At 70.0% G+C, this 19,863-nt stretch carries 17 protein-coding genes and 4 pseudogenes; 13 read left to right on the plus strand and 8 right to left on the minus strand.

Annotated features, from left to right (window positions below; translation table 11 throughout):
• The first annotated feature begins 76 nt into the window (after positions 1 to 76).
• Together LJB71_RS03990 and LJB71_RS03995 are read left to right on the plus strand one after the other, a co-directional pair.
• Entirely contained in the window at positions 77 to 1,798 is a 1,722-nt protein-coding gene (locus LJB71_RS03990; protein WP_259303168.1) for a lysophospholipid acyltransferase family protein, read from the plus strand.
• Positions 1,795 to 2,605 (plus strand): annotated as a pseudogene (locus LJB71_RS03995) (UDP-2,3-diacylglucosamine diphosphatase). The gene LJB71_RS03990 and the pseudogene LJB71_RS03995 overlap by 4 nt, the downstream one beginning before the upstream one ends.
• 9 nt (positions 2,606 to 2,614) lie before the next feature.
• On the opposite strand, the pseudogene dusB reads toward LJB71_RS03995, so the two are convergent.
• From dusB to LJB71_RS04025, 6 genes and pseudogenes are all read right to left on the minus strand, one after another.
• A pseudogene (dusB, locus tag LJB71_RS04000) lies at positions 2,615 to 3,614 on the minus strand (tRNA dihydrouridine synthase DusB).
• A gap of 46 nt (positions 3,615 to 3,660) precedes the next feature.
• Positions 3,661 to 4,608 (minus strand): ribokinase, encoded by a 948-nt coding sequence (locus tag LJB71_RS04005; protein ID WP_259303169.1) that lies wholly within the window; start codon positions 4,606 to 4,608, stop codon positions 3,661 to 3,663.
• Between the two features lie 2 nt (positions 4,609 to 4,610).
• Positions 4,611 to 5,888 (minus strand): nucleoside permease, encoded by a 1,278-nt coding sequence (locus tag LJB71_RS04010; protein ID WP_259303170.1) that lies wholly within the window; start codon positions 5,886 to 5,888, stop codon positions 4,611 to 4,613.
• Positions 5,889 to 5,972: 84 nt separating this feature from the next.
• On the minus strand, positions 5,973 to 6,791 hold the full coding sequence (locus LJB71_RS04015) for a GGDEF domain-containing protein (protein ID WP_259303171.1): 819 nt from the start codon (positions 6,789 to 6,791) through the stop codon (positions 5,973 to 5,975).
• A 45-nt stretch (positions 6,792 to 6,836) separates the two neighbouring features.
• On the minus strand, positions 6,837 to 7,112 hold the full coding sequence (locus LJB71_RS04020; RefSeq protein ID WP_259303172.1) for a hypothetical protein: 276 nt from the start codon (positions 7,110 to 7,112) through the stop codon (positions 6,837 to 6,839).
• Between the two features lie 137 nt (positions 7,113 to 7,249).
• Positions 7,250 to 7,624, minus strand: a complete 375-nt coding sequence (locus LJB71_RS04025; protein WP_259303173.1) for a TMEM165/GDT1 family protein — start codon at positions 7,622 to 7,624, stop codon at positions 7,250 to 7,252.
• A 228-nt stretch (positions 7,625 to 7,852) separates the two neighbouring features.
• On the opposite strand from LJB71_RS04025, the pseudogene LJB71_RS04030 reads away from it, so the two are divergent.
• The 5 genes and pseudogenes from LJB71_RS04030 to LJB71_RS04050 all read left to right on the plus strand — a co-directional run.
• Positions 7,853 to 7,963: pseudogene (locus LJB71_RS04030) on the plus strand (hemin uptake protein HemP); the annotation flags it as partial.
• A gap of 92 nt (positions 7,964 to 8,055) precedes the next feature.
• Positions 8,056 to 10,314 (plus strand): TonB-dependent hemoglobin/transferrin/lactoferrin family receptor, encoded by a 2,259-nt coding sequence (locus LJB71_RS04035; protein WP_259303174.1) that lies wholly within the window; start codon positions 8,056 to 8,058, stop codon positions 10,312 to 10,314.
• A 6-nt stretch (positions 10,315 to 10,320) separates the two neighbouring features.
• Entirely contained in the window at positions 10,321 to 10,872 is a 552-nt protein-coding gene (locus LJB71_RS04040) for a Hemin transport protein (RefSeq protein ID WP_259303175.1), read from the plus strand.
• A gap of 44 nt (positions 10,873 to 10,916) precedes the next feature.
• Positions 10,917 to 11,867: a DUF6607 family protein gene (locus LJB71_RS04045; protein ID WP_259303176.1), complete on the plus strand. Its 951-nt coding sequence runs from the start codon at positions 10,917 to 10,919 to the stop codon at positions 11,865 to 11,867.
• A gap of 11 nt (positions 11,868 to 11,878) precedes the next feature.
• Entirely contained in the window at positions 11,879 to 12,232 is a 354-nt protein-coding gene (locus tag LJB71_RS04050; RefSeq protein WP_259303177.1) for a hypothetical protein, read from the plus strand.
• 474 nt (positions 12,233 to 12,706) lie between these two features.
• Here the strand turns inward: LJB71_RS04050 and LJB71_RS04055 are convergent, their stop codons facing one another.
• Positions 12,707 to 13,183 (minus strand): sigma-70 family RNA polymerase sigma factor, encoded by a 477-nt coding sequence (locus LJB71_RS04055; protein WP_259303178.1) that lies wholly within the window; start codon positions 13,181 to 13,183, stop codon positions 12,707 to 12,709.
• 220 nt (positions 13,184 to 13,403) lie between these two features.
• Between LJB71_RS04055 and LJB71_RS04060 the strand changes: the two are divergent.
• The 5 genes and pseudogenes from LJB71_RS04060 (at position 13,404) to LJB71_RS04080 (ending at position 17,600) form a co-directional block, all read left to right on the plus strand.
• Positions 13,404 to 14,333: pseudogene (locus LJB71_RS04060) on the plus strand (SPFH domain-containing protein).
• 5 nt (positions 14,334 to 14,338) lie between these two features.
• Positions 14,339 to 14,788 (plus strand): NfeD family protein, encoded by a 450-nt coding sequence (locus LJB71_RS04065; protein ID WP_259303179.1) that lies wholly within the window; start codon positions 14,339 to 14,341, stop codon positions 14,786 to 14,788.
• Between the two features lie 48 nt (positions 14,789 to 14,836).
• On the plus strand, positions 14,837 to 15,937 hold the full coding sequence (gene gcvT / locus LJB71_RS04070; protein WP_259303181.1) for a glycine cleavage system aminomethyltransferase GcvT: 1,101 nt from the start codon (positions 14,837 to 14,839) through the stop codon (positions 15,935 to 15,937).
• Between the two features lie 64 nt (positions 15,938 to 16,001).
• Positions 16,002 to 16,397 carry a glycine cleavage system protein GcvH gene (gene gcvH, locus LJB71_RS04075; protein ID WP_259303182.1) on the plus strand — a complete coding sequence of 132 codons (396 nt, stop codon included), beginning with the start codon at positions 16,002 to 16,004 and terminating at the stop codon, positions 16,395 to 16,397.
• A 798-nt stretch (positions 16,398 to 17,195) separates the two neighbouring features.
• Positions 17,196 to 17,600 carry a histone H1-like repetitive region-containing protein gene (locus tag LJB71_RS04080; RefSeq protein ID WP_259303183.1) on the plus strand — a complete coding sequence of 135 codons (405 nt, stop codon included), beginning with the start codon at positions 17,196 to 17,198 and terminating at the stop codon, positions 17,598 to 17,600.
• 161 nt (positions 17,601 to 17,761) lie between these two features.
• Here LJB71_RS04080 and LJB71_RS04085 read toward each other — a convergent pair whose 3' ends face one another.
• Positions 17,762 to 19,123, minus strand: coding sequence for a serine hydrolase domain-containing protein (locus LJB71_RS04085; RefSeq protein WP_259303184.1), 1,362 nt, complete (start codon positions 19,121 to 19,123; stop codon positions 17,762 to 17,764).
• 82 nt (positions 19,124 to 19,205) lie between these two features.
• On the opposite strand from LJB71_RS04085, the gene LJB71_RS04090 reads away from it, so the two are divergent.
• Positions 19,206 to 19,802, plus strand: coding sequence for a LemA family protein (locus LJB71_RS04090; RefSeq protein ID WP_259303185.1), 597 nt, complete (start codon positions 19,206 to 19,208; stop codon positions 19,800 to 19,802).
• The last annotated feature ends 61 nt before the right edge of the window (positions 19,803 to 19,863 follow it).

Raw genomic sequence — 19,863 nt, forward strand, 5'->3', positions numbered from 1 at the left:
GGGGTCATGTGGCTGCCATCCGGCTGTCCCGCGGCGCGGGCAGGCTGCGGGCCAACCCGGCCGCCACGCTCTCGCCATGATCCAGCTTGAACAGCGCCTGCAGCAGCGCTTCCCGCACTGGTTCCGCGGTCGCCGCGCGCTCCTGGCCCGCCCGCTGCTGCGCGGCATCGCGCGCTGGTCGCGGCTGGACGAGATCGACGCCTTCCTCGCCGGCAACGCTCACCTGCGCGGGTTCGATTTCGTCGCCGCGGCCCTGCGTCACCTGGGCGCCGGCTACGACGTGGACGCGGACGAGCTGGCGCAGGTGCCCGCCCACGGGCGGCTGCTGGTGGTCGCCAACCATCCGTCGGGCGCGCTGGACGCGCTGGCGCTGCTGGATGCCCTCGGCCGGGTGCGGCGCGACGTGCGCATCGTGGCCAATGATTTCCTGTCGGCGCTGGACGGGCTGGGCGAGCTGCTGCTGCCGGTGCGCATCCTCGGCGGCCGTCCGGCGCAGGACAGCCTGCGCGCGATCGAGGCGGCGCTGGCGCGCGGCGAATGCGTGGTGGTGTTCCCGGCCGGCGAGGTCTCGCGGCTGGGCCCGGGCGGTATCCGCGACGGCCGCTGGCGGCGCGGCTTCCTGCGCTTCGCCCGCGCCTGCGCGGCGCCGGTGCTACCGGTGCGCATCCACGCCCGCAACTCGGCGCTGTTCTACGGTGCCTCGGCCCTGTTCAAGCCGGCCGGCACCGCGCTGCTGGCGCGCGAGATGTTCGCCCGCCGCGCGCGCCGGATCGGGTTGCGCATCGGTGCCCCGCGCGAATTGCCGGCCGCAGGCGATGATGCCGCGCTGCTGCGCGAGGTGCGCCGCGAGCTGTACGCGCTCGGCAGCCACCGCCAGCGCGCGCGCGCACGGCAGCAGGGGCCGGAGCCGCTGGCCGCGGCGGTCGAACCCGGCCTGCTGCGCGCCGGAATCGACGGGATGCGGCTACTGGGTCAGACCGCCGACGGCAAGCAGATCCGGGTGGGGACGCTGGCGGTGGGGTCGCCGCTGCTGCACGAGATCGGCCGCCTGCGCGAGCTGACCTTCCGCGAAGTGGGCGAGGGCACCGGGCGCAGTCTGGACCTGGACACCTGGGACAGCTGGTACGAGCACATCGTGCTGTGGGACGCGGCGGCTGGCAAGATCGCCGGCGCCTACCGGATCGCGCGCGGCGCGCCGACCCTGGCCGCGCACGGCCTGCGCGGGCTGTACACCGCCAGCCTGTTCGCCTACGGCGAGACGATGCTGCCGCGGATCGCGCAGGGCATGGAGCTGGGGCGCAGCTTCGTGGTGCCCGCGTACTGGAGCAGCCGCAGCCTCGACTATCTGTGGCAAGGCATCGGCGCCTATCTGCGCGCGTATCCGCAGGTGCGCTACCTGTTCGGCGCGGTCTCGATCAGCGCCGCGCTGCCGCCGGCGGCGCGTGCGCAGATCGTCGCCCACTACGCGCGCTGGCACGGCGGTCCGCCAGGCGAGGTCACCGCGCGCCGCCCGTTCGTGTATGAGGCCGCACATCCCGACGATGCGGCGCTGGACGCCGACACCGCTTTCCGGGTGCTGAAGGCCAACCTCGAAGCCTTGGGGGCGCAGGTGCCGACCCTCTACAAACAGTACGTGGAACTGTGCGAACCCGGTGGCGCGCGCTTCCTCGCGTTCGGCGTCGATCCCGGCTTCAGCGACGCGGTGGACGGCCTGATCGAAGTGGACATCGCCTGCATGCGCCCGAAGAAGCGCCAGCGCTACCTGGGTGCGGCAGCCGACTGCGCGGGGGCGGCATGAACATCGCGTCGCCACCACTGCGGCGCGCGGTGTTCGTCTCCGACCTGCACCTGGGCGCGCGTCACTGCCATGCCGCGGCGCTGGCGCGGTTCCTGTCCGGGCTGCGCTGTGCGCGGCTGTACCTGGTCGGCGACATCGTGGACCTGTGGTGGATGGCGCAGCGCCGGGTGCGCTGGGACGCCGAGCACAACCGGGTGGTCGAGGCCCTGCACGCGCTGCGTCGGGCGGGCACCGAGATCATCTACATCCCCGGCAACCACGACCGCCCGCTGCGGCATTTCTGCGGGCTGGCGCTGCCGGCGATGCGGGTGCGGCGGCGCGCGATCCACGTCACCGCCGACGGCCGCCGGCTGCTGGTGGTGCATGGCGACGAGTTCGACGACGCCACCCATTTCGGCACCCTGCAGGAGCGCTTCGGCGACTGGCTGTATTACCGCATCCTGACCGGCAACCAGTGGGTGAACGCGATCCGCGCGCGGCTGGGGGTTGCGCTACTGGTCGCTGGCGGAGTTCCTGAAATCCCGCAGCGGCGCCGCCGAGCGCTACATCGGCCGGTTCGTGCAGGCCGGGCTCGCGGCCGCGCGCCGGCGCGGGCTGGATGGCATCGTCTGCGGGCATATCCATCGCGCCGCGCTGACCGAGCATGCCGGGCTGGTGTACGCCAACGACGGCGACTGGGTGGAAAGCCTGAGCGCGCTGGTGGAGGAAGCCGACGGCACGTTGCGCCTGCTCTCGCACCTGGGCGAGGTGCTGGCCGAACTGCCGCCGCGGAGCGCGTTGCCATCAAGCCTGCCGCAGGCCGCGTGAGGGGTGCGATCAGGCGGCTTCTGGCAGATCCGGCGGCACGCCCGCGGCCAGCGCGTCGAAGTAGTCGCATGTCAGCCGCCGCTGCGCTTCCAGCGGTCTGCGCGCGGTTGACCACCGCGCGGAAGGCCGCGTTCTCGGGCCGGTCCCTGGCATACCAGCCCAGGTGCTTGCGCGCGATGCGCACACCGGCGTCCTCGCCGTAGAAGGCGTGCAGCGCGTGCAGGTGGCCGAGCAGGATGTCGCGCACCGCGGCCGGCGAAGGCTCCGGCAGTTCCTCGCCGGTGGCCAGGTAGTGCGCGATCTGGCCGGGCAGCCACGGCCGGCCCTGCGCGGCGCGCCCGATCATCACCGCGTCGCAGCCGGTTTCTGCCAGCACGCGGGCGGCCTTGCGCGGCGAGTCGATGTCGCCGTTGGCAATCACCGGGATCTTCAGCATCGCCTTGACCGCGGCGATGGTGGCGTATTCGGCGCTGCCGGCGTAGTGCTGGTCGCGGGTGCGGCCGTGGATCGCCAGCGCCTGCACGCCGGCGGCCTCGGCGATGCGCGCGATTTCCGCCGCGTTCCGGTGGTCGGCATCCCAGCCGGTGCGGATCTTCAGCGTCACCGGCACGTCCACCGCCTTGACCACCGCCTCGAGGATGCGCGCCACCAGCGCCGGTTCACGCATCAGCGCGCTGCCGGCCCAGGCGTTGCACACCTTCTTGGCTGGGCAGCCCATGTTGATGTCGATGATCTGCGCGCCGTGGTCGACGTTGAAGCGCGCGGCGTCGGCCATGACCTCGGGCACGGTGCCGGCGATCTGCACGCTGACCGGGTCGGGTTCGCCGGCATGGTCCATGCGGTGGCGCGACTTGGCGGTGTGCCAGAAGCGCGGGTCGGAGGTGGTCATCTCCGACACCGCAAGGCCGGCGCCAAGGCGCTTGCACAGCTGCCGGAACGGCTTGTCGGTCACGCCCGCCATGGGCGCGAGGATCACCTTTGGGTCGATGGCGTAGGGGCCGATGCGCATGCGCGCATTCTCGCACTCTCGCGTTGGGCGGCGCGCGCCGGCGGGCTCAGTCCGCGGGAAAGTGGGGCATCGCCAGCGCGGCGCCGGCCTGCTCGGTGCTGCGCGCGGCGTAGCGGTTGGCGAAACGCACGTGTTCGCCGAAGGCCAGCCGCGGGCGCAGCGCGAGCGAGGCCGCCAGTGCCCCGTTGAAGGCATCGCCGGCCCCGGTGGTGTCCACCACCTGCGCCGGCTCCGCGCCAACCCGGTAGTGCCCGGCGGCATCGCCGCGCTGCTGTGCTTCGGCGTGCGAGACGAAGCAGCCGCTGGCGCCCAGGGTCACCACCACGCTGCCGTCCGGCAGCAGGTCGCGGCAGAGCGCATGCAGGCGCCCCGAGTCGAGGCTGGCCACCGCCTCGGCCTCGATCCGCTGGCCCACGTGGCGGCCCAGCAGGGCGGCGAATTCGGTCTCGTTCGGGGTCAGCACCTCGGCGCGGTCGAGCAGGGCGCGGTCGATCGCCACGTTCGCCGGCGCCGGATTGAGGATGGCCAGCGCGCCGGCCGCGCGCGCCGCCTCCAGCGCGGCCGCCACCGCCGGCAGTGGGGACTCCAGCTGGACCAGCAGCACGTCGCCGGCGCCCAGCCCGGTCAGCGCGGTGGCGATGAAGCCGGGATCCAGCGCGGCGTTCGCGCCGGGGCCGATCACGATGCAGTTGCGGCCCTCGGCATCCACGAAGATGCCGGCGGTGCCGGTGGGCGCGGCGCTGGGCTGGGCGTGCAGCGTAAGGCCGTCGGCTGCAGCCAGCTCGCGCGCCATCCGGGCGCCGCCATCCGGTCCCAGCGCACACACGAAGGCGGTCTCGGCGCCGGCGCGGCGCGCGGCGATCGCCTGGTTGAAGCCCTTGCCGCCGGGGCCGCTGGCGTATTGCCCGGCAAGCGTCGCGCCGGGCGCTGGCAGTGCGGCCACCCGCCAGACGTGATCGACGTTGAACGAGCCGGCGACGAAGACGCGCGCCATGGTCAGGGGTTGCCCACGTCGGCCGCGCCGTGCGCAGGCACAACCTTGTGCGGATCGTGGCGGTGCTTGAACAGCGGCACGAACGCCACCGCCATCGCCAGCCCATACAGCGCGAAGGTCAGCCAGATGCCGTGCCAGTCCTTCACGCCGGCGGCATCGGTGAAGAAGCGGTCGATCATCCAGCCGCTGACCGCGCTGCCCAGCACCGCGCCGATGCCGTTGGTCATCAGCATGAACAGGCCCTGCGCGCTGGCGCGAATCTTCGGGTCGGCCTGCTGCTCCACGAACAGGCTGCCGGAAATGTTGAAGAAGTCGAACGCCATGCCGTACACGATGCAGGAGAGGATGATCATCCACAGGCCCGGGCCCGGATTGCCGTAGGCGAACAGCCCGAAGCGCAGGAACCAGGCGACCATGCTGATGGTCATCACCGTCTTGATCCCGAACCGCTTCAGGAAGAACGGGATGGTGAGGATGAACAGGGTTTCGCTGATCTGCGAGATCGACATGATGATGGCGGGGTACTTCACCGCCAGCGAATCGGCATAGGCCGGGTTGTTCTCGAACTCGCCCAGGAAGGTGCCGCCGTAGGCGTTGGTGAGTTGCAGCGCGGCGCCGAGCAGCATCGCGAAGATGAAGAACACCGCCATGTTGCGGTCGCCCAGCAGGCGGAACGAGGTCAGCCCCAGCGCGTCCAGCAGCGAGCCGTGCCGGGCTTCGCGCAGGCGCGGCGGGGCCGCGGGCAGGGTGAACGCATAGGCACCGAGCACGAACGCCGCGCCGGCCGCCACGTAGAACTGCCCGGGGGATTTCTCCAGCCCGAGCAGGCTGGTGGTCCACAGCGCGGCGATGAAGCCCACGGTGCCCCACACCCGGATCGGCGGGTAGTCGCGGATCACGTCCATGCCCTGCTGCTTCAGCGCGTTGTAGGCCACCGCGATCGCCAGCGAGATGGTGGGCATGTAGCACAGCATGGTGGCCAGGATCAGCCAGAAGAACGTGTTCGGGTCGGAGGCCTGCGGCAGCAGGCACAGCAGCATGCCGCCAAGGATGTGCAGCGCGCCGTACAGGCGCTCGGCATTGATCCAGCGGTCGGCGACGATCCCCATCAGCGAGGGCATGAACAGCGCGGAGATGCCCATGGTCGAGAAAATTGCGCCGAAGCTGGTGCCGGACCAGCCGCGGTTTTCGAACCAGTAGCGGCCGATGGTGATCAGCCAGGCCCCCCAGATGAAGAACTGGAGGAAATTCATGATGGTCAGGCGCAACTTCAGATTCACGCGGGCATCCCCCTGTCGAAGGCGCCCCAGTGCGCCTGCTGGCGCAGGGTAGTCAGCGCCGCAGGTGCCGGCAAGCCGGGGCCATCAGGCGTCGCGCGCCACCACCCGGTTGCGGCCTTCCAGCTTGGCCCGGCGCAGGCGCAGGTCGGCCCGCCGCAGCAGTTGCGACAGGTCGTTGCCGTCCTGCGGCCAGCTGGCGATGCCGGCGCTGAAGGTCAGCCGCATCGGGTCGTCGTCGCGGCCGGGCTGGAACGGGGCGGCCGCCAGCTCGCGGCGCAGCGCCTCCATCCGTTCCCAGGCGCGGCCGGTGGGCAGCGGCATCACCAGCACGAATTCCTCGCCGCCCAGCCGCACCAGCCAGTCGTCGTGGTCCAGCGCCTGCCGCAGCACGTTGACCACGTGGCGCAGGGCGCGGTCGCCGGCCGTGCGGCCGGCTTCGTCGTTGACCCGGCGGAAATAATCGAGGTCGAGCAGGCACACCGACAGCGAGCTGCCGCTCGCGCGCGCGCCATCGGCCAGGCTGGGGAAGCGATGCACCAGCAGGGTGCGGTTGGGCAGGCCGGTCAGGCCGTCGTTGCCCGACAGCTCCACCAGCCGCTGCATGCGGAACACCACGGTGGCGGTGATCGCGGTGGTGATCGCCAGCAGCACCTCGCGCTGCAGCACGTTGGACAGGCGCACCGTCCCGTAGTCGGCGGAAGCCAGTTGCTCGGGGCCCGGCACCAGCTGGAACACCGCCGCCGCCAGCGCGCCGTACTGCAGGATCGCCAGCATGCCGGTAAACAGGGTCAGGCGACCGTCGTTGCGCAGCGCGGTCATCAGGATCGCGATCAGGTAGAACGCCCACACCACCATGCTGTTCAGCCCCGTGGCGGGCGAGTCCAGCGCCAGCAGCGCCAGCACCAGGGTGGTCAGGGTGACGTCATAACTGGCGGTGGCCCAGGGCGCTCAACGCAACCGGCGCGGCGGCCGCGCCAGCAGCAGCCACAGCTGCGAGAACAGCACCGCCAGCAGCACGCCGACGAATCCGGCCGTGCCTTCGGTGGGTGTGAATTCCCCGGTAATGATGTTCACCAGCGGCAGCAGCAACAGCAGCAGCGACAGGCCCGCGCGCAGCTTGGCCACCAGCAGCTCGCCACCGGCGCCGATCTCCAGCATCAGGGTATCCGGCGATGTGCGCAGCTGCCGCCAGAACTCACGCAGTCCGAGTCCGATGATGTTCACGCCTTCCCCCGTTCCAGGTGCAGGATAGGCCGACGCCGGGGACGGCTCAATGGCGGGCGGTCAGGTGCCGATCCCGGCCAGCGCCGCCCACAGCCCCAGCGCCAGGAACACGCAGGCAGCGGCGATGCGCGCGGTCTTCAGCGGCAGCTTCGCCGCGAAGCGGTTGCCCAGCGCGACCACCGGCACATTCGCCAGCAGCATGCGACGGCGGTGCCGGCGACCACCTGCCACAGCGGCGAATATTTCGCCGCCAGCAGGATCGTCGCCACCTGCGTCTTGTCGCCGATCTCGGCGATGAAGAAGGCGATGGTGGTGGCGATGAAGACGCCGTGCGCGGGTAGTTTCTCGTCCTCGTCGAGCTTGTTCGGCTTCAGCGTCCACAGTGCGATGGCGATGAAGCTGATCGCCACGATCCAGCGCAGCATGTCGGGCGTCAGCCAATGCGCCACCAGCGTGCCGACCCAGCCGGCCAGCGCGTGGCTGAGCAGGATGGCGACCAGGATGCCGGCCACGATCGGCCACGGGCGGCGGAAACGGGCGGCCAGCAGCGGGAGGAAGAGGGCGCGTATTCAAACACGCGGCGATCGCTTGACTAGATAATGAGAATCATTATCATAAATCGCGCCACCACCTTTCGAGTCCCGACCATGTCCGCGACCACGATCTTCGAGCCGTCCTTCCGCCTTGCCCCGCGCGCCATCGCCAAGCCCGCGGCGCCGCTGCACGGCCAGCCGACGCAGCTGGAAAGCCGGCAGCTGCTGCAAGGGCGATGCGAGGTGCTGATCCGCCACGGCGACGCGGTCTACCGCCTGCGCCACACCCGCAACGACAAGCTGATCCTCACCAAGTAAAACGCTCCGCCGGCGCGTGTCGCGCCGGTTTTCCCGCCAGCCAGCGCATGCGAGCGCGAGCCAGCAGACGACCCCGACCCTCTGGAAGTCCCATGCGTTCGCATCCGCTGTCGCTCGCGCTGCTCGCCGCGCTCTCCGTTTCCGCCGTTCCGCTCCACGCCCAGACCCGATCCGGCCCCGCCGCCGCATCCGCCGATGCCGATGCCGACGTCAAGGTGTTCGACCGCGTGGTCGTCACCGCCACCCGCACCGAGCGCGCGCTGGTCGACGTGCCGAACACGGTGGACGAGATCGACCGCAGGCGCATGGACGAACTCCTGGTCGGCGACCTGAAGGACCTGTTCCGCTACGAGCCAGGCATCAGCGTCGGCACCAGCTTCGGCCGCTTCGGCATCGGCGACATCCGCATCCGCGGCCTCGGCGGCAACCGCGTGCGCATCCAGACCGACGGCATCGCGGTGCCGGACGCGTTTTCCATCGGCAGCTTTTCCAACGCCAACCGCAATTTCGTCGACCTCGACACGCTCAAGCGGGTCGAAGTCGTGCGCGGCCCGACCAGCTCGCTGTACGGCTCGGACGCGCTGGGCGGCACCGTGTCGTTCGTGACAAAGGATCCTTCGGACTACCTGAAGGCGGGCAAGGATGCCTACTTCGGTTTCAAGCTTGGCTTCGACGGTGAGTGGAGCGGCCTGTCCGCCGGCGCCACCGCGGCGTTCGGCGGCGAGAGCTGGTTAGGCCTGCTGGCGGTGAGCCACCGGCAGGGGCAGGAAACGCGCAACCAGGGCGAGAATGACGGCACGGGTTCCGCGCGCACCAAGCCCAATCCGCAGGATCGCGACGGCCGCAGCGTGCTCGGCAAGCTGGTGTTCGCGCCCAGCGCCGCCCAGCGCTTCACTCTGACGGTGGAAGGCAACGAGGACAATGCCGACACCGACATGTTGACCTCGCAGGGCGTGCAGGCGCTGACTGGCGCGAACAACACGCGGGTGGCCGCGCGCGACGAACAGCGCCGCACGCGCGTGTCGCTGGGACACCAGATCGAATTGCAGGACGGTTTCGCCGATGCCATCGACTGGCAGCTCTACACGCAGAAAAGCGTCACCACCCAGTACACGATCGAGGAACGCACGCTGCCGCCGCCGACGTTGCAGGACATCCGCGAGCGCTGGTTCCATTTCGACCAGCGCGTGGAAGGCGTGCAGGCCAACTTCCGCAAGTCGCTGGACGGCGGCGCGGTGAGCCACGATCTGGCCTGGGGCCTGGATGTGGCCCGCACCAGGACCGCGCAGCGCCGCGACGGCCTGCGCAGCTATCCGCTGACTGGCGCGAGCACATCGAACATGCCGCCCGACAATTTCCCGGTGCGCGACTTTCCGCTCAGCACCACCACCAACGCGGCCGCGTATTTCCAGGACGAGATCGCACTGGTCGGCGGCGCGCTGCGGCTGGTGCCGGCGGTACGGGTGGATCGCTACGAACTGAAGCCGCACATGGACGCGATCTTCGCCGGCGACAACCCCGGCGTGACCCTCAGCGGCCTGACCAAGACCAGCGTGTCGCCCAAGCTCGGCGCGGTCTGGCACTTCAACGAGGACTGGTCGCTGTTCGGCGGTTACGCACGCGGCTTCCGCTCGCCGCCGTATGCCGACGTCAACATCGGCTTCACCAACGTGCAGTTCGGCTACACCGCCATCGCCAACCCCGATCTGAAGCCGGAAACCAGCAACGGCGTCGAGCTGGGCCTGCGCTATTCCGGCCCGGCGGCCTACGCCAGCTTGAGTGGTTACGACAACCGTTACCACGACTTCATCGAATCGTTCGTGTTCACCGGCTTCAACCAGCAGGGGCTGATGGTCTACCAGTCGCAGAACGTGGCCGATGCGCGCATCCACGGCGTCGAGTTGAAGGCCGGGCTGGAGCTGGGCGCGCTGGCGGATGCGCTGGCGGGCTGGTCGCTGCGCGGCGCGGCGTCGTGGTCGCGCGGCGAGGACCGCAGCGCCGACGAGCCGCTGGAATCGGTCGATCCGCACACCGCCACGCTGGGCCTGGCTTACGGCGCCGAGGCCTGGGGCGTGGAACTGGCCGGCCGTTTCGCCGGCCGCCGCGACCGCATGCCGACGCCTCCGCCGGGCACCACGTATTTCGCCTCGCCCGGCTACGGCGTGCTCGACCTGTTCGCGCACTGGCAGCTAGGCCCGCAGATGAAGTTCAACGTGGGCATCGCCAACCTCGGCGACCGCAAGTACTGGGCGGCGGGCGACGTGCCGCTGGCCGGTTCGACCAGCGCCGTACTGGATCGCTACACCGCGCCCGGCCGCACGATCTCCGCCTCCGTGCAGGTGGAGTGGTAGCGCGCCATGCCGTCCGTCGCGCTGCCCGGCCTGCCGCGCCTGCCGCATCCGCAGCAACTGGCGGCGCTGGGCCCCGTGCTCTGCCTGTACCGCAGCGGCGCCGGCAGCGAGCTGGAAGGCTGGTCGCAGGCGGCGCGGGTGGCCTGCGAGCGCGCGCTGGGCAGCGACGGCCTGCGCGAGAGCCTGCAGTTCTTCGACGGCGAAGGCCGGTGCTGCTGGCGCCTGCACCTGCTGCCGGACACCGACTTCCTGGCCTGGGAACAGGTGGTGGCCGGCCTGCCGGAAAGCCGCACGACGGAGCCGGAGCTGGGCATCGGCGAACGCCTGTGGCGGCGCGTGGCGCGGCGGCTGAGCGGGCCGGGCTGGCAGGCCAGTGTGTTGCGCCTGCACGCGGTGTCGGGCGGTCCGAGGTTCGCCGACCTGCCGCTGCTGGCGGCCAGCCTGCCGAGGCTGTCGGCCTGCGGCCTGGACGTGGCGGGCCGGATCGTCCGTCACGAAGGCATCGCCGGCGACGCGCTGTTCGACAATCCCCGTGGCCGCGATGCGGCTCCCCCATGACCCCCCGAAGATATCCATCTGTTCGACACGAAGAGGATGTGCACATGACCGTCAAGCCTTTCGTTTCCCTGCTGCTGGCGCTGTCCGCCTGCGCGCCGGCCTTCGCGGGCGATCCGCCAGACGCGGACCGCAATGCGATCCTGGCGATGCAGGGCGGGTACGAAGTCCATTTCGCCTTCGACGAAACCACCCTGCTCAAGCCCGGCTACGAGCGCGCCGCCGCCCAGCGTGCGGCCGGCCACGAAGCGGTGATCGTGGTCGAGGACACGCCGACGAAGATCGTGCTGCAGCACGTGCTGGTCGATCCCAAGAGCGGCCACGTCACCAAGCACTGGCGGCAGGACTGGACGTTCGAGGCGGCCAAGCGCTTCGAGTTCGACGGCGGCCGTACCTGGGCGGTGCGCGACATCCCGGCCGAGCTCACCCGCGGCGCATGGACGCAGTGCGTCTTCGAGGTCGACGACGCACCGCGCTACTGCGGCACCGGCAAGTGGACGCATGAGCGCGGCGTCTCCACCTGGACCAGCGACACCACCTGGCGCCCGCTGCCGCGCCGCGAATACACCCGCCGCAGCGACTACAACGCGCTGGAGGTGATCAACCGCCACACCATCGTCGCCGGCGGCTGGACCCACGAGCAGCTGAACACCAAGGTGCTGCGCAAGCCTGACGGCAGCCGCGAGGACATCGCTCGCGAGTTCGGCTTCAATGACTACCGCAAGGCCGAGGACACTGACTTCAACCCCGCTTACGCCTACTGGGACGCCACCAAGGACTACTGGGCAAAGGTGCGCGCTCGCTGGTCGGCGCTGCTGGACGTGCCGCCGGGCCTGCACCTGAAGACCAAGGTCGACGGCATGCAGCTGATCATGGAGCTGTTCACCCAGGCCAACGACGTGCAGCAGGGCAAGGCGGTGGCCGACGCCGACATCGACAAGGCGTTCGCGGAATGGGTGGAGCCTGCGGCGGTGACCGGCGCGGCGGCTAACCGCTGACGGCGCCGCGCATGGAACGCGAACAATCCGGCGAGATGCGAATGCCTGCGGACGATGCGGCGCATCTGGCGACAATCAACCACAAGATCGTCTCCGAGGGCGAGGTGCTGCCGCCCGTGCTGCTCAAGGACGGCAGCCGGGTCCAGACCGGCACGGTCGCGACCATGCTGCACAACATCGGTCTGTACAACGCCGGCGAGCGCGGCGAGGTGGAGCGGGAGCTCGCGCTATCGATCCCGACCCTGTTCAAGGTGGGCCTGTTCGAGCTGTTCGCGCCCGACGACTGGATCCGGGGCTCCAATCCCGGCCGCTGCTTCATGGGCGAGCAGGCGAAGGCGTACCTGGCGAACCGGACAGGCGATTGACCCTGCCCGGTGCGATGCGAAACGAAGCCCCGCATGGCGGGGCTTCGTCGTTTCCGGTCAGTCGCCTTGTTCCGCCGTTGGCGCGTGGCGTCCCGGCGGATGATCTGCACGCGCTTTTCCGCGTGCGGGCCGTCCTTGGGTAGCGCCTGCACCCAGGCCGGCGGCGCGTCGTCCTTGCCGCCTTCCCAGGTCTGGGTCCTGCCGTCCTTGTCGATCACCATGACGCGGCGCACGTTCGTTCCATCGCCCGCCGCCGGCGCGCTTACATGGAACGCCGGGAACGGCAGCGCCCTCGGCATGGCGACCTGCGCGGCGCCGGGCTTGCGGTCGCGCAGGTAGTCCACCACCAGCTTACCGTCGGCGGGCTGCGCGCGCAGCCGCTCCCGCGCCTGCGGCGGCGCGGCGTCCAGGGGCAACGCCGCGAACGCGTCGTTCCAGCGCGGCGGCAGGGAATGGCGTTCGTGGCCACTGGCGTCAGGCATGGGCGTGCTCCTCGTCCGGTGCGGGCGCATCGATTTGCAGCAGCGTGCGCAGGCGGCGGGTGCCGCGCGCCAGCTGCGATTTCGAGAAACTCACGCTGCGCTGCATCGCACCGGCGATCTTCCGATGGGTATAGCCCTCGGCGTGGTACAGCCACAGCACGCTGCGGATAGCGTCGGGCAGCTGCGCCAGCGCGTGCTGCGGCAGGGCGGCATCGGCGGCGGCGGGCGGCAGCGGGGCCAGGTCTTCGGCCAGCGCGTCCACCGCGTCGCCGTCCACGTTCAGCCGGCGGCTGCGGCGCAGCCGCATCAGCACCTCATTCACCGTCACCTGCCGCAGCCAGCCCCAGAACGGGCTGCCGCCGTCGCCGCGGAAACGGTCGAGCGAGGAGAACGCCTTCAGCATGGTGTTCTGCAGCACGTCGTCCGCTTCGCTGCGGTCGCCGCAGATGCGCAGCGCCAGCGTGAACACCGGCCGCTCGAACCAGCGGAACAGTTGCTCCAGCGCCTCCGCCTCGCCGTCGCGCGCGGGCGAGCAGGGCGGCGGGGACGTCGATCGCGAAGCTGGAAGTCGGGCCGGTCATTCCTGTCTGTGGATGCGCCGGGGCGCGAAAGGGTCGCAGCCCGCATCGGTGCTCCGGTGCGGGGCGCCCGCCCCTATACTGGACGCATCATCCAGGGAGGACATCCGAATGACACCCGTACTTGCGCTGATCCTGCTGCTCGCCGGCATCATCCTGCTGTCCAAAACCGTGCGCATGGTGCCGCAGGGCTATGAATGGACGGTGGAGCGTTTCGGCAAATACACCCATACGATGGGGCCGGGGCTGCATTTCCTGATCCCGGTCGTCTATGGCGTGGGTCGCAAGATCAACATGATGGAGCAGGTGATGGACGTGCCCAGCCAGGACGTCATCACCAAGGACAACGCGGTGGTGAAGGTCGATGGCGTGGTCTATTTCCAGGTGCTGGACGCGGCCAAGGCCGCCTACGAGGTGGCCCAGCTGGAAGTGGCCATCCTCAACCTGGTGATGACCAACATCCGCACCGCGATCGGCTCCATGGATCTCGACGAGTCGCTGTCCAAGCGCGACGAGATCAACGCCAAGGTGCTGCACGCGGTGGACGAAGCCACCCATCCGTGGGGGGGTGAAGGTCAACCGCATCGAGCTCAAGGACATCCAGCCGCCGCGTGACCTGGTCGACTCCATGGCTCGGCAGATGAAGGCCGAGCGCGAGAAGCGCGCCAACATCCTGGAGGCGGAGGGCCTGCGCCAGGCGGCGATCCTCAAGGCCGAAGGCGAGAAGCAGTCCAAGATCCTGGAGGCCGAGGGCAACCGCGAAGCCGCGTTCCGCGAGGCCGAGGCGCGCGAGCGCCTGGCCGAGGCCGAGGCGCGCGCCACCCAGTACGTGTCCGAGGCGATCGCCAAGGGCGATGTGCAGGCGATCAACTACTTCGTGGCGCAGAAGTACATCGAGGCGTTCAGGAGCTGGCGCAGGCGCCCAACCAGAAATTCGTACTGCTGCCGATGGAGGCCTCGGGCATCCTCGGCTCGCTGGGCGGCATCGCCGAGCTGGCGAAGGACACCCTCGGCAAGTCGTCCGCGCGCCCGGGGAGCTGACCGTCATGCGCTGGGACGTGTTCACCTGGGCGGCGGTGACGCTGCTGCTGTTCGCCGCCGAGGCGCTGGCGCCGGGGGCCTTCATGCTGTGGCTGGGGTTCGCGGCGGCGGCGGTGTTCCTGCTGGTGTGGCTGCTGCCGGTGGAGCTGCCGCTGCTGCTGCAGGCGGGCGCATTCGTGGTGTTCAGCTTCGCCTCGATCCTGGTCTATCGGCGCTGGTTCCGGGCGCGCGAGCCGCGCAGCGACCAGCCCGCGCTGAACCGGCGCAGTGCCGCGCTGGTGGGGCGGGTGGTGGTGCTGGCCGCGCCGATCGAAGGTGGCCGCGGCCGGGTGCAGATCGCGGACGCGTACTGGGACGTGGTCGGGCCGGACCTGCCCGCCGGCAGTCACGTGCGCATCACCGGCGGCGATGCCATGACACTGCAGGTCGAGCCGGCCGCGGATACCGGCGCGTAGGGCGTCGTCGTCTGGGATAATGCGCCTCCCCACGCAGGCAGGCCGCCCATGATCCAGAAGACCATCCTCAACGACACCCACCGCGCCCTCGGCGCCAAGATGGTGGACTTCGGCGGCTGGGACATGCCGATCCACTACGGCTCGCAGCTCGACGAGCACCACCAGGTGCGCCGCGATGCCGGCATGTTCGACGTCAGTCACATGACCGTGGTCGACCTCGCCGGCGCGCGGACCCGCGAGTTCCTGCGCCACCTGGTCGCCAACTCGGTGGACAAGCTCAAGACGCCGGGCAAGGCGCTGTACACCGCGATGCTCAACCCGCAGGGCGGGGTGATCGACGATTTGATCGTCTACTTCATGTCCGAGGACTGGTTCCGGTTGGTGGTGAATGCCGCCACCCGCGACAAGGACCTGGCGTGGATCGCCGCGCAGGCCGGGCCATTCGGAGTCGAGGTGCGCGAGCGGCCGGAGTTCGGCATGGTCGCGGTGCAGGGCCCCAATGCCCGTGACAAGGTGATCGGCCTGTTGCGCGAGGACGACCGCGCGCCGGTCGCCAAGCTGGCCCGCTTCGCCGCCCGCACCGCCACCACGCTGGACGGGGTCGAGGTGTTCGTCGCCCGCACCGGTTACACCGGCGAGGACGGGTTCGAGGTGATCGTGCCGGAAGCGCACACCATCGCGTTCTGGAACGCGCTGCTGGCGGCGGGCGTGAAACCGGCTGGCCTCGGCGCGCGCGACACCCTGCGCCTGGAGGCCGGCATGAACCTGTACGGCCAGGACATGGACGAGTCCACCACCCCTTACGAGGCGGCGCTGGGCTGGACGGTGGCGCTGGACGAAGGGCGTGAGTTCATCGGCCGCGCCGCGCTGGAGGCGCAGCTGGCCGCCGGTACCGCGCGCCAGATGGTCGGCCTGGTGATGGACGAGAAGGGCGTGCTGCGCCACGGCCAGAAGGTGCTCACCGCACAGGGCGAGGGCGAGATCCTGTCCGGCACGTTCTCGCCGACCATCGGCAAGGCGATCGCGTTCGCGCGCATCCCGGCCGGCGATCCAGGCCAGGTGCGGGTGGACATCCGCGGCCGCGAGGTGCCGGTGCGGGTGGTCAGGTTCCCGTTCGTTCGCGACAACACTATCCAGCCGGGCGTCTGATCTTTCCCGGCCGCCCTTCGTTAGACTTCCCGTATCCCCACGAACCGCGCAACAGGAGCCCCCCATGAGCGAGATCCCCGGCGACCTCAAATTCCTCAAATCCCACGAATGGATCCGCGTCGAAGGCGGCGGCAAGGCCACGGTGGGCATCTCCGACCACGCCCAGAGCCTGCTTGGCGATCTGGTGTATGTGGAGCTGCCGAGCGTCGGTGACACCGTCGAGGCTGGCAACGCCTGCGCGGTGGTGGAATCGGTGAAGGCGGCGTCCGACGTGTACGCGCCGGTCAGCGGCAAGGTGGTCGAGGTCAACGGCGCCCTGGCCGACAAGCCGGAAACCATCAACGAGGATGCCTACGGCGACGGCTGGCTGTTCGTGCTGGAGATGACGGATCCCGATCAGCTGGGCGAGCTGCTTGGCCCGGACGACTACGCCGAGCAACTGGAAAACGACGACCACTGAGCGCGGCAGCGCCCGCGTCGTGCGTCGAACCCGCGGTGGCGACACCGCGGGTTTTTTTCTTGCGCGGACGGGGTGCGCGACGGGTGCGCAGGTACGTTGCGCCGGCGCGGAGTTCGCGCATTTTTCGCGCATTCGGGGTTGTGCGACGCGAAACCGGGAGGCCGCATGCGTGCTGCGGCGAGGATGCAGCGCGTGCCAGGCACGACGGGTGTTGGCGCCCGGGATCACGCACGCGCGCCTGCGATGAATTTCCGCGCGGCGCGCTGAAAGTCGCGCCAATGCTTGCTTTCAGCGATTCGCGATGCCGCGTCTCGCGTGCCGGTTCGCGCATGCGTCGCGTGCGTTTTGCGCGGAGGACGCGATGCGTGCGCCGCGGTGCGGGCGCGCGGTCGGAAAAAGTTTTCGCAAGATTGTTGACACTCGAAAAAACCGTGATTAGGTTTCGCCCAGCAGAGGTTTCCTGCGGAAGCAAGTGAGCAAGCACGACGCGCGAGCCAGCGGCACCTCACACCACACCACCGGCAGCATCGGAAGGCGGGTGAAGGCGGTCTGCCCCTCGGGCAAAAGCGAGCCACCGCATCCGTCGGGATCCTGGTCGGGAACCTGCAGCGTCACTCGCCGCGGGTTTTTTAATGGACGGGGATCATCCCGGCTCGCGCGGGAAGGGGCCTTCGCCCGCGCCGGCCACCACATCCGTTCCGGCGCGCCTGGCGCGCCGGCGGTCGATCGCAGGTCCGATACCTGCGGTGTCTTTCGTACTGGGCTTTACCGATTTACCCATTGACGAGGAGCCATACCATGGCCGTTAAGAAAGCTGCGAAGAAGTCCGCCGCGAAGAAGCCGGCGGCGAAGAAAGCCGCTGCCAAGAAGCCGGCGGCGAAGAAGGTTGCGAAGAAGGCTGTCGCCAAGAAGCCGGCCGCCAAGAAGGCGGTGAAGAAGGCTGTCGCCAAGAAGCCGGCCGCCAAGAAGGCGGTGAAGAAGGCCGTCGCCAAGAAGCCGGCCGCCAAGAAGGCGGTGAAGAAGGCGGCTGCGAAGAAGCCGGCCGCCAAGAAGGCGGTGAAGAAGGCGGCTGCCAAGAAGCCGGCGGCGAAGAAGGCCGCTCCGAAGAAGGCGGCTGCCAAGAAGCCGGCGGCGAAGAAGGCCGCTCCGAAGAAGGCCCCCGTCGCCATGCCGGCGATCCCGGGCCCGATGTCCACGCTGTAAGGTCCACGACCGGGCCGGGATTCCCGGCCTGGCATCGCCACACCCTGCAGACCCTTCCCGTTGCCCAGGCGGGAGGGGTTTCTTTTATCGGGATACCGGTACGTGCGTCGGGGCGACCGCCGCGCGACAGCGCTTGCCGCGCCGCGGTGCGTGCCGCCCGCTCAAGGCGGCGAGGCTTTGGCGCGCGAGGCGTTGCCGCCGGGCGGAGCCGCACGTTCGGCGTACAGCAGGTCTTCCGAGCCGTCGAGGGTGTCCTCGTCCAGCCAGCGCCCACCCTGCAGACCGAGCACGCTGTCGAGGATGGTCGGCAGCAGGCCGCTGGGCAGCGCGCTTTCGCTGTTCCAGAGGATGGCCACGCCGAGGTCCTGTTCGGGCAGCAGCGCCATCATCCCGCGGTAGCCCTGCACTGCGCCGCCGTGGAAGACCACGGCGTGGCCGGCGTAGTCGTATTCGCGCCAGCCAAGCGCATAGCTGGCATGCTGCAGGCGCGCGCGCCGCCAGGACGAGCCGCGGATCTCGCTTGGAGTGGGGACCAGCGGCGCGTGCAGGGTGGCCAGCAGCGGCGCGGGCAGCACGTCGGGGCGATGGCCCCCCTGCGCCAGCAGCCACTGCGCCAGGTCGCTGATGCTGGCGTTGACGCCGGCGGCCGGCGCCACCCGGTAGTAGTTCGGCTTCGGCATCAGCGGCACCCAGCCGCCGCGGCCACGCACGTGCGGGCGCGCCCAGCGCGCGCTGGCTTCCAGCCCTTCCAGCCCGTAGCTGGCGTCGTGCATGCCCAGCGGCTTGAAGATGCGACGCGCCACTTCCTCGCTGTAGAAGCGGCCGGTGGTGGCGAACACGATGTCGCCGATCAGGCTGAAGGCCACGTTCTGGTAGGCGTAGCACTCGCCGGGCGCGCAGGCCATCGGCGCATCTGCGATGCGCAGGGTCAGGTCGTGGTACTGGGCGTTGCCTTCCAGGTCGCGGTCGAAGGCGTTGCGCGGCAGCCCGGTGCGGTGGCTGAGCAGGTCGGCCACGGTCACCTGCGCGGCGGCCTCGGGGCGCGACATCCGGAACGACGGGACGTAGTCCACCAGCCGGCTGTCCCAGCGCAGCATGCCGTCGTTCACCAGCATCCCGGCCATGGTGGCGGCGAACGACTTCGACAGCGAGGCCAGCCGGAACACGGTATGCGCATCCACCGGCTGCGGGTCGCGCGCATCGGTGACGCCGTAGCCGCGCAGGCTGACGATCCTGCCGCCCTTGACGATCGCCATCGCCAGCCCGGGGATGCGCCCGTTGGCAACCAGCGCCTCGGCCATGGCCTCGAAGCGGGAGGCATCGAACGCCGGCGCAGGCGCGGTGCTGGTCGCGGCGACCGGTTCCGGCAGTGCCGCCGGCAGCGCGCTGCCGGGGGCCGGCGGCAGGCGGGTGATGGTGCCGGCAATCGGCGTGGCGTCCTGGGCGGCGGAGCCCAGTGCGAAGGGAAGCAAGCCTGCGATCAGGCCCGCGCGCCAGGTCTGGCGCCGGATGCGCTCTTTCATCGGCAGGACCCCCTGCGTATGCTGCAACGACCGGCCGATTCTAGCCGCTGTCGCAGCGATTGCATGAACAAGGGGAACTTGCATGGGCAGTCTTTTGATTTTCTTCGTGATCGTCGTCGCACTCGTGGTCTGGGTGGCGGGCATCTACAACGGCCTGGTGACGGCGCGCAACGGCTATCGCAATGCCTTCGCCCAGATCGACGTGCAGTTGCAGCGGCGCTTCGACCTGATCCCCAACCTGGTCGAGGTGGCCAGAAAGTACATGGCGCACGAGCGCGAGACGCTGGAGGCGGTGGTCGCCGCGCGCTCGGCCGCGCAGTCCGGCCTGGCCGCAGCCAAGGCCAATCCCGGCGATCCCGGGGCGATGGCGCAGCTGGCCGCCGCGCAGGGCCAGTTGGCCGCGGGCTTGGGGCGACTGCTGGCGGTGGCCGAGGCCTATCCCGAGCTGAAGGCCAACCAGACCATGCTGCAGCTCACCGAGGAGTTGACCAGCACCGAAAACAAGGTCGCGTTCGCGCGCCAGGCCTTCAACGATGCGGTGATGGCCTACAACAACCGGCGCGAGGTGTTCCCGAACAGCGTGTTCGCCGGCATGTTCGGGTTCCAGCCGGCCACCCTGCTGGAGATCGCCGCCGACCGGCAGGCGCAGGTGCGCGAAGCGCCGAAGGTGCAGTTCTGAGTAGAAACGGCGGCGAGCCGTGCGCGCGGGCGCGTTGCGCGCACGCGCACGACCGCGCCCG

It is taken from the genome of Thermomonas sp. S9 (assembly GCF_024704365.1).
In the GTDB taxonomy this organism is placed as follows: Bacteria; Pseudomonadota; Gammaproteobacteria; order Xanthomonadales; family Xanthomonadaceae; genus Thermomonas.